Here is a 9159-nt window from a genome sequence, read left to right as displayed (position 1 = left end):
TCTCAGGGGCTAGTGGCACTACGTGATGGATGGATCAAGCTTCACTATGCTAAGTGAAACGCCCTGTGCGGAGCCGCATGCAGGGTGTTGTGGGGGCTGAGGGTTAGAGACCCTTGGCTACCCGATTAGCGTTTTTCCAGCATTCGCACCCATCGCTATTAGCACTCACCCTGGATATGTTTGTATTTTCTCTTTTTGTTTTCTTTTTCATTTCAATAACCATCAGAATAGCGCGATATTCGGTAGTGGTAAAGCCTGGATAAAATATTCATTATTGACTGTTGCCATTACGTGGAATTGGATTTTTTAGTTTTTTGTCGTGTGCACGTTAAATGCTCTCAGGGTATGCGATATTTGGAAGGGGGACAATCTAAACCCTGCACTCTTTATTGACTATTAATTTTACGCAACAATGCTGTTTGGGATTTTTTTGTTTTGTACGGGTTTTAAATCTTTCAAAACACCAATGTATTCGATAGGCGTAATATGCCTAAATTAAATTCGCTTAGTCGCAATGAATTTCCAGAGACAACGGAGTCTTTAAGATTTAAGTTTTCCAGCACCTCTGCTCCACTATAAGATCTTTATGTACAATACCAATACTTTCGGATGGTTTGGTGTTTATTTTTTTTTGACGCTAACGTCGCCCATAACCGGCAATTTGCAGCGGTGTTTGGTTTGCGTAAAATTGAGCGCAGCGAATACGCAAACCAAACACAGCTGCAAATTGTCCGAGTTTATGGGCCTTGTTATGTTGCGTATTTTCTTGACTAAGATATAAGCCTCACTATATTTACCAAAAGTGCTGCAACAGCTACCATCAATGATGCTATTGAAAAATACAGGGCTCTTATACTTAACTTGCTATTATTAACTAGATTCACATAAAAACCAGCATCGGTAATTCCTTTTATTTTATTTGTTTTCATCCCGCAAGGATGGTGCATTACACGATATAGAATACAATTACCTTCCTGCTTAAAGAAACATGTATTACATTTTTTACTAAACAATTTTTTCAAGCCAAACATAACTCTACTTTTCTCTGCATTATATGCTCAATAGGCCTAAGGGTTAGAGACAATTCATCACATACAAAATATGCAGATTTGATCGATATTTTAAAATCGTTTGTGTGCTTCCTCACATTTTTATATATTGGGAACATAGTTTTCAGAGCCGACCTAAAATATTCTTTGGATACAGGAATTCTACATAATGCCCCACCGGATATATATTCATCATATAGGTCGTTGATATTCACGTATGTTACGTTAGATTTATCACCAAGGTGAGATAGGGCCAACTCTGCAACATCCAAAAGAACGTTTGACTTCATTAAACTAGACCTCAATTGATTTACCATAGTGCCCACAACGAGATATGTATTCTTGCCAATCAGTGCACATTTCTAAATACATTTCTAACTTAGGAAGAGGAATATACTCTCTATTGTATTCAATATTCTTCTTTACTTTTTTCGGAACAATTTTGGAAGGAACGAAAAACTTATACCGCTTTGATGATAGCGACTCAATTGCATCATCAATACGTTTTTTTGAATGCCCGAGTTCTGTCAGTGATCTATAAAATCTCTCATCTACTACGCCTAGCATCTTAACGGCCTCTAACACATTAAAAAACAGAGAGTTTCCTGATTTTGACCGCAATTTATGTATGTTTTCTATTTTGTAGCTTGCGTCGCTGTTGTCATACAGCATTTTCATTACACCTTCACGGCCTACTCGTTTTTTCTCAAGCCCATCTTCACTCAATACTTGAACGTACTCATCATGCTCAAATATAAATTTCAAACTTTCATACGCAATCGCAAAAGTTTCCCTGATATCCCCACTAGTGATACGCTGCATAAAGGTGTTGTGTTTTTTTGTCAAAGGGTACTCAAACCGAGGCAAGTCATCCACTATCGTCCCGTGCGTCCTTGCCAAAACACACAAGGGACTTTTTCTATTGAATAGCCCTGACAGTATTCCATATAACTTATTTGTATTCTCCTTTTCTATCAAAATAGGAGCAAGCCGCGTTGATATTACATTTTCGACAGAGATAGGCGATAACGTTATTTGCCTAGCCTTCTTTATATATGAACTTCTAAATCGATCATCATATTCATCGATAGAATTTAGCAGCGGTTCCCTTACAGACAGAACAAGGCTTGTTTTTTCGTTGTTAGAAAAAGGGATAAAGTAACTGAGAAGCTCAAACCACTCTTCCTCTGCATAATCGAAATCATCCAAAAAAAGTATCAAATGCTTACTAACATCATTTTTATCTAGAAGATCGAGGTGGCTATACACACATTGAAAATTTGAATCCAGCTTATTTGTATCTGAGAGAGTATTAATTGGATGACCAACTTCATCGAAATACTTTTCCATTTCTTTAATGAAATAGCTAATCAGTCCATCCTTCGTCCTTGGGACAACCTTTCTATAATCAAGCATCAAGCAATAGTGACGGTCTTTTTTTGTACTTATTATAAGTTTATGTACAAAACTTGTCTTTCCGACCCCGGCCCCCCCCACTATTAATACGTTTGGTGAAGTAACATGACTATCCTCCATCAACGCATAAAACTCATCGCATTGGCTTTTCCTATTGTAATAAAGTTCTTCAAATAACTGATAATTACTGCTGGCAACATCGACTAGATCATCGAAAGCAAAGTGAATGAACTTATCAAGTCCATCAGAATATTCAATGTCTTTTTTCTCTTCTTCTACAGGCACCTTGATCTCCCCTTAACAGTTTTCATAGCAACATAACGTCGCCCATAACCGGCAATTTACCGCGTGGTTTGGTTTGCGTAAAATTGAGCGTAGCGAATACGCAAACCAAACCACGCGGTAAATTGTCCGAGTTGATGGGCCTTGTTATGTTTTTATATTTCACTATAATGTGTATATTGACATTAAATATACACATAAGGTGATTTATGAGAACGAACATAGTAATTGACGACAAATTAATGAACGATGCGTTAAAGGCTACCGGACTACGGACAAAAAAGGAAGCTGTAGAACTTGGGCTTAAACTACTTGTTAAGAAAAACCAGCAGCAAGCAATACGAAAGTTGAGGGGCAAGCTTAAGTGGGAAGGCGACCTTGACGAGATGAGGGGCGGAAAGTGATTTTAGTTGATACCAGCGTTTGGATTGACTATTTCAACGGCTTAGATAACACTGAAACTAACACACTTGATACTGCCCTTGAAGATGACTCTGTTGCCATAGGTGACATAATACTATTAGAAATTCTTCAAGGATTTAGACACGACAAAGATTATAACCAGGCCAAGAAAAGGCTTGCCACCTTGGATCAATACGAGCTGTTTGGCCATAATATGGTTTCAAAGTGCGCGAATAACTATCGTAATTTACGAAAAAAGGGAATCACTATCAGGAAAACAACAGACATTATTATTGCCACTTTTTGTATCGACAACCGACTGCCCTTGCTTTTCTCAGATAGAGACTTTATCCCCTTCGTCAAACACTTAAAACTTACTTCAGTGCTGACAAAAACATAACGCCAGCAATAACCGGAAGGCCGGAGCGGCGTTTGAATTGTGCGAAAATGGAGTGTAACGGAATGACCGCACAATTTAAATGCCGCGGAGGACTGTCCGTGTTAATTGCCCTGGTTAGGTGCAGCCTTTCGAACACCCAACAGAACACAACCCTTGACGCTTACACTGACATTTCACCCAACAGACTCACCACTGTCGTTCGCTGCCACGGCCCAACTTCTGCGCCGTTGTTCGCTGCCACAAATCTCGACCTCTTTGATCCGCCCCCTACCCTTTCGATTAGCACCCAGAAGAGACCACCGGGCCTGCAATAAAAACGCAAAAGACCGAACGAGGGAGACCCATAGTCAGAAGCCACGATCAAAGAACTGGCCGATTTGGATAGTGGAACAATTTCACGCTAAACTTTGCTAGCGCCACCAAAAGAAACTGGAAATACACGCACCACTTTTTGCTATTTTTTTGGATGCACCTAACAGTTTTATTCTGTCTAACCACCATACTATCTCTTAAAGAACTATTTTGTACAAAGAAATAATCGATTGATTATTAGTTGTTTATTTTCAATGCATTGCAATGAAACCAAAAATTATCACTCTGACTTTTTATGCCAGTGAGACTATTTTTGAGCCATCTATTTTCTAATAACCTCTTCCATCTTTGAAAATATAAAGCAATATCAATGCGTTACAGGGGACTACAAAAAGCATATACCCGGATATGCAACACGTGCGCTGATATAGCCCGGTAAATCCCTTGTTGACAGGCTTCAACCTGGTAACTACTGTTTATTTATACAGTAAAATGGATTTTAATATGAATGATATCCCGATAAAAATTCCAGATAAACCTACTAAACTCCTTGATCAATTACGTGCCTTTATTCGCACTGAAGGCTTGGCGTATAAAACTGAGCAAACCTACATTCAGTGGGTTCGTCGTTTTATTTTATTCCATAATAAGCGCCACCCTGAGGCCATGGGCGTTGTTGAGGTCAAGGCTTTTCTCGACCATTTAGTTCTATCACGTAATGTGGCAGTCAACACTCAGAAGACAGCGTTAAATGCATTGGTATTTCTTTACAAGCGTTTTATTGGCAAGGAGCTTGGCAATATTGGCATGGTGGGTGCTAGTCGAGGTCGTCGTATCCCTGTGGTCTTTAGCCACAAGGAGGCTAATGGGGTAATTAATCAAATGGAGGGTATCTATAAATCAGTTGTACAACTGCTCTACGGTAGTGGATTACGTATTAGTGAGGCACTGCGCTTGCGTGTTCAAGATATCGACTTTTCAATGTCAATGATAGTGGTGCGCGATGGTAAGGGACAAAAAGATCGCCGTACGCTATTGCCTCAGGGATTAATAGAAATACTTGAAAAACAGATTAACTACGTGATGAATCTGCATAGGTTTGATTTAAATAATGGCCATGGGTGCGTTTACCTGCCCCATGCTCTTGCTAAAAAGTATCCCAATGCTGAGACTGAGTTAGGCTGGCAATATCTATTTCCTGCAGAGAGGGTGGGGCTTGATCCTAGATCAAACATCATTCGTCGCCACCACATGGCAAATAACACCATTCAGCGTAAAGTTAAGCAAGCGGTGAAAAAGTGTAACATTGTAAAAAAATGTGGTTGTCATACTTTTCGCCACAGTTTTGCCACTCGCTTACTGGAGGCGGGCTATGATATTCGCACTATTCAAGAGCTATTGGGACATTCTGATGTGAGCACTACGGAGATTTATACCCATGTGCTAAACCGTGGCGGGCGTGGGGTGATAAGCCCACTGGATAACCCCATATAATACCTAAATCCTGCAAGTGCTCGCACTAACGTAGCACAACCTATCGAAAGGTCGAGTTTGTTTTCTATGAAATAGTGCAGCGCGTATTCGAAGGTGCCCGGCTGTAATTGATCCTCAAAATTGAGGGTGACCATGATCGCTTGCCGATAGTTGCGGGGGATGAAATTTGGCATTGGCGCAATCCTTATGCTTTGATGCCATTTTACGCTATTTGGGGTGGTTTGGGGGTTTTCCTACAGCTTGAACGCCCCGAGTCACCACTACATCACACGTAGCGTTTTCGTGCCTTGTTATACGGTGGGGTGACTTTAAGCGGCTTGCAACGGCCTCATAAAACAGAGCAGTGGCTTAGCAGGTAATGAGTGAGAAGAGGTACGAGATACACCTTGAATATTTTGCAAGCGGTTAACACCTTACTCATTGGTTAGGCGCTATAGCGTTAGGCGAGAGAGTGGCCGGATAGATATTTTTAAGAAAGTGAGAGTTAGCCGATAAGCCGGGTTCTGTCGTGGACAACCATTCATCTAGGGTATGCGTCACCACATACCTCAAGCAACCTACCCGGGGACAGTGCGGGTCACACCATTGCCCCCCTATTTGGTCTTGCTCCAAGCGGGGTTTACCTTGCCGCCGAACGTTACCGCCGACGCGGTGCGCTCTTACCGCACCATTTCAACCTTACCGGCACCCCGAAAGGTGCTTAGGCGGTATATTTTCTGTTGCACTTTCCGTAGGCTTTCACCTCCCAGGCGTTACCTGGCGCTTCACCCTATGGAGCCCGGACTTTCCTCGATATCTTGCGATAGCGCGGTTGCCTAGCCAACTCTCGGGGCGCAGTATAGCAAGCTGGGGGCTGCCTCGCTATACGCTTTAGTAAATAAGCTAAACAGTGGTGACTCTCTAATCCCCCGATAGAGGCGCGAGATGATGTGTGAGAGTTTGGTTTCACAGTGAAGCTAAAAATATGAGTGGCACCCGCAGGTTCGGCGGCTATTTTTTGTTTTGCTGTGGAATCAAGCGCTTGTGCAGCATAGGTGTTTCTATCTGGGGATTAGGGTGACTGGCCATGACGATTTATTGCGCCGATTTTAAGCGCAATCCCAGCTCATACAGTGCATTCTTTTTCAGGCCGGTCAATTTGGCCACGGTGGCCGCCGCTTTTTTGGGTGGTTGCAGTGCCATCAGCTCAATCAAAAGTGCTTGGGGATCTATTGCCACCTGTTCAAAATTTTGCTGTGGCTCGGCTCCCTGCACCAGCACTACGAATTCGCCACGACGCTGGTTATCGTCCGCCGCCATCCATTCACACAATGCTCCCAACTCTGCACGGTGTACGGTTTCAAATGTTTTGGTTAACTCGCGCACTACCGCCGCCGGGCGTTGCGAGCCAAAAGCCTCGGCCATGTCATGCAGCGAGTCAAAAATCCGGTGGGTTGATTCATAAAATATCAAGGTACGCGGTTCGCGGCTTAGGGCGGCGAGTGTACGACGACGCGCTTCACCCTTGGCGGGCAGAAACCCCTCAAAGCTGAAACGATCGGAGGGGAGGCCGGCGACCGAGAGTGCGGCAATCAATGCCGAAGCACCTGGAATCGGGATCACCCGATACCCTGACTGCTGCACTTCCCTGACCAGGTAGAAACCTGGGTCACTGATCAGTGGTGTGCCGGCATCGGAGATAAGGGCAATGGAGTCACCCTGCTCTAGGCGCTTAATCAACCCCGCCGATGCATTCTGCTCATTGTGCTCATGCAGCGCAACACAGCGGGTGTTGATCCCGTGGTGGCGCAGTAGTCGGGCGCTGTGCCGGGTATCTTCGGCCGCTATGAGTGCAACTTCGTGCAGCGTTTGTAGTGCGCGCTCGCTTATATCGCCCATATTGCCAATAGGTGTCGCGACTATATATAAGATACCCGGTGTATTTGACACAACATCCCCTCATCACGATACTGGTGTGAAATTTCATCAGTGAGCTACTTTACATGCATTGCAGAGACGCTATCTATTCTCTCTTTTTACTTCTCTTCTGCCTTGCGCTGGCCAGTTGCGCAAAAACAGGCTTGCCACAGACCGGTGACGATACCACCCAGCGGTTACAACAGGAAGTAGATAACGCTCTGCAGGGGGCTATTTTTCAAGCTAAGCAGCTGCGTTCTCCCGAGCGAGAGTATCAGCTCTTGCAGATCGCCTCTTCGCTGTTTCATCAGGGAGCGCTGGATCAAGCGAGCGCAATTTTGCATGAAATGGAGGTGGGGTCACTAGCGCTTGGTCTGCTTATTCGCCGTCAACTGCTGGCGGCACAGATTGCCGAGGAGATGGGGTCACCTCTAGCGGTTATAAAGGCACTCGAACCGCTGCAAGGAATACCGCTGGGCGAAGCCACGCAAGCTCGGCAATATTATCAATTACAGGTGGCTGCCTACCAACAGCTACAGCGTTACCCGCAAGAGGCGGATGCGCGTATTGGCATTATGGCCTACATCAGTGACGGCGAGGCTCGCCTTGATAATATACAGCGCCTGCTCGATATCGCATTGATCACCGACCAGCAGCTGACAGATGAACACGATCCGCTGATCAGGCAACACTTGCAACAACGGTTGGGGCAGATTCTAGGGGCCTTGGAAAACTGGCGATACAGGGGTAGCACCCGCCAGGAGTCTTTGCTACTGGAGGGTACGCCAGAAGCTGCGGACACCCTGCAAGTGCCGCAACAAATCGCAATACTTTTACCCCTCACCGGACGATATAGCCAGCCTGCTAATGCGGTACGTGATGGTATTCTCAGTGCCTACTATGAGCAACAATCTACCAGCACGCTGCGTTTCTATGACACGCAGGGTAAAAAAGAGCTCGCATGGTCAGCCTACCGACAGGCCCTCGAAGAGGGTGCTCACTTCATTATCGGCCCACTCACCAAAGAGAGCGTCGACCACCTTGCGATGATAGAGGCTCCGCAAGTGCCACTGCTAGCACTCAACCACACCCGTATCAGCCGAGTCGCACCCAATGGCTTTTATCAACTAGCGCTTTCCCCAGAAGATGAGGCGATACAAGCGGCTCTCTACGCCTGGAACAGTGGGCTGCGCCATCCGGTCATCCTGACACCGGGTAATAACTGGGGTGAGCGCATCAGCCTCTCATTTCAGGAGACATGGAATTTGCTGGGCGGCGAGGTGCGTAGCAAGCAATCCTACAACCCCAAGGAGAGCGACTTTTCCAAACCAATCCGTGCCGCATTTGAGCTGGATTTAAGCGATAAACGCCGCCAACAGCTGCAAAGAAGCTTGCGTAGCCCCCTTAAGTTCACTCCGCGTCGCCGCCAGGATGTTGATTTTATATTTATCGCCGCGCAGCCACGCCAAGCACGATTGCTACGCCCTCAGTTCAAGTTCCACTACGCCAGCAATATCCCGATATATGGCACCTCTCACCTCTATCAGGGCACACCTGACCCACAGCAGGATCGTGATATGGATGGCATCATTTTCGGCGATACCCCCTGGACACTCGATACCGACAAAGAGAGGCCACTGCGGAATAAAATTCTCTCGATCTGGCCCAATGCTCATAAAAAACATTGGCGACTCTATGCTATGGGTATCGATGCCTATCGACTCAGTGCATTCCTGCAAACCAGGCCCAGCCAGCTCAACTACTATGGCGAAACTGGCCATATGCAACTCACCCACGAGGGGCAACTCTACCGACAACTCGAGTGGGCGCGTTTTTACCGGGGCAAGCCCCGCAAGCTGTCACCTTAAAATATAACCCAGCTACCCCTGAAGCTGAGCCAATATGGCA

At 45.3% G+C, this 9159-nt stretch carries 7 protein-coding genes and 1 other RNA gene; 4 read left to right on the top strand and 4 right to left on the bottom strand.

What is annotated here, in order from left to right:
• Positions 1–1018: 1018 nt before the first annotated feature.
• Positions 1019–1339, bottom strand: a complete 321-nt coding sequence (locus L3J94_07360) for a hypothetical protein (protein MCF6218559.1) — start codon at positions 1337–1339, stop codon at positions 1019–1021.
• A gap of 4 nt (positions 1340–1343) precedes the next feature.
• On the bottom strand, positions 1344–2750 hold the full coding sequence (locus L3J94_07355) for an ATP-binding protein (GenBank protein MCF6218558.1): 1407 nt from the start codon (positions 2748–2750) through the stop codon (positions 1344–1346).
• Positions 2751–2956: 206 nt separating this feature from the next.
• On the opposite strand from L3J94_07355, the gene L3J94_07350 reads away from it, so the two are divergent.
• The 3 genes from L3J94_07350 to L3J94_07340 all read left to right on the top strand — a co-directional run bounded on the left by L3J94_07350 (position 2957) and on the right by L3J94_07340 (position 5355).
• Positions 2957–3151, top strand: a complete 195-nt coding sequence (locus tag L3J94_07350; GenBank protein ID MCF6218557.1) for a type II toxin-antitoxin system VapB family antitoxin — start codon at positions 2957–2959, stop codon at positions 3149–3151.
• Positions 3148–3549: a PIN domain nuclease gene (locus tag L3J94_07345; GenBank protein MCF6218556.1), complete on the top strand. Its 402-nt coding sequence runs from the start codon at positions 3148–3150 to the stop codon at positions 3547–3549. The genes L3J94_07350 and L3J94_07345 overlap by 4 nt, the downstream gene beginning before the upstream one ends.
• 816 nt (positions 3550–4365) lie before the next feature.
• Complete coding sequence (locus L3J94_07340; protein ID MCF6218555.1) at positions 4366–5355, top strand: integron integrase; 990 nt, start codon at positions 4366–4368, stop codon at positions 5353–5355.
• Positions 5356–5831: 476 nt separating this feature from the next.
• Here the strand turns inward: L3J94_07340 and rnpB are convergent.
• Both rnpB and rsmI read right to left on the bottom strand, forming a co-directional pair.
• Positions 5832–6182, bottom strand: an RNA gene (rnpB, locus tag L3J94_07335) — RNase P RNA component class A.
• A 247-nt stretch (positions 6183–6429) separates the two neighbouring features.
• Positions 6430–7233, bottom strand: coding sequence for a 16S rRNA (cytidine(1402)-2'-O)-methyltransferase (gene rsmI, locus L3J94_07330; protein MCF6218554.1), 804 nt, complete (start codon positions 7231–7233; stop codon positions 6430–6432).
• A 104-nt stretch (positions 7234–7337) separates the two neighbouring features.
• On the opposite strand from rsmI, the gene L3J94_07325 reads away from it, so the two are divergent.
• Positions 7338–9119: a penicillin-binding protein activator gene (locus L3J94_07325; GenBank protein MCF6218553.1), complete on the top strand. Its 1782-nt coding sequence runs from the start codon at positions 7338–7340 to the stop codon at positions 9117–9119.
• Positions 9120–9159: the final 40 nt, after the last annotated feature.

The organism is Gammaproteobacteria bacterium (genome assembly GCA_021647245.1).
In the GTDB taxonomy this organism is placed as follows: domain Bacteria; phylum Pseudomonadota; class Gammaproteobacteria; order RBG-16-57-12; family RBG-16-57-12; genus JAFLJP01.
Note: the sequence above shows the minus strand (reverse complement) of the source record. Positions and strands in the feature narration are given on the sequence as shown.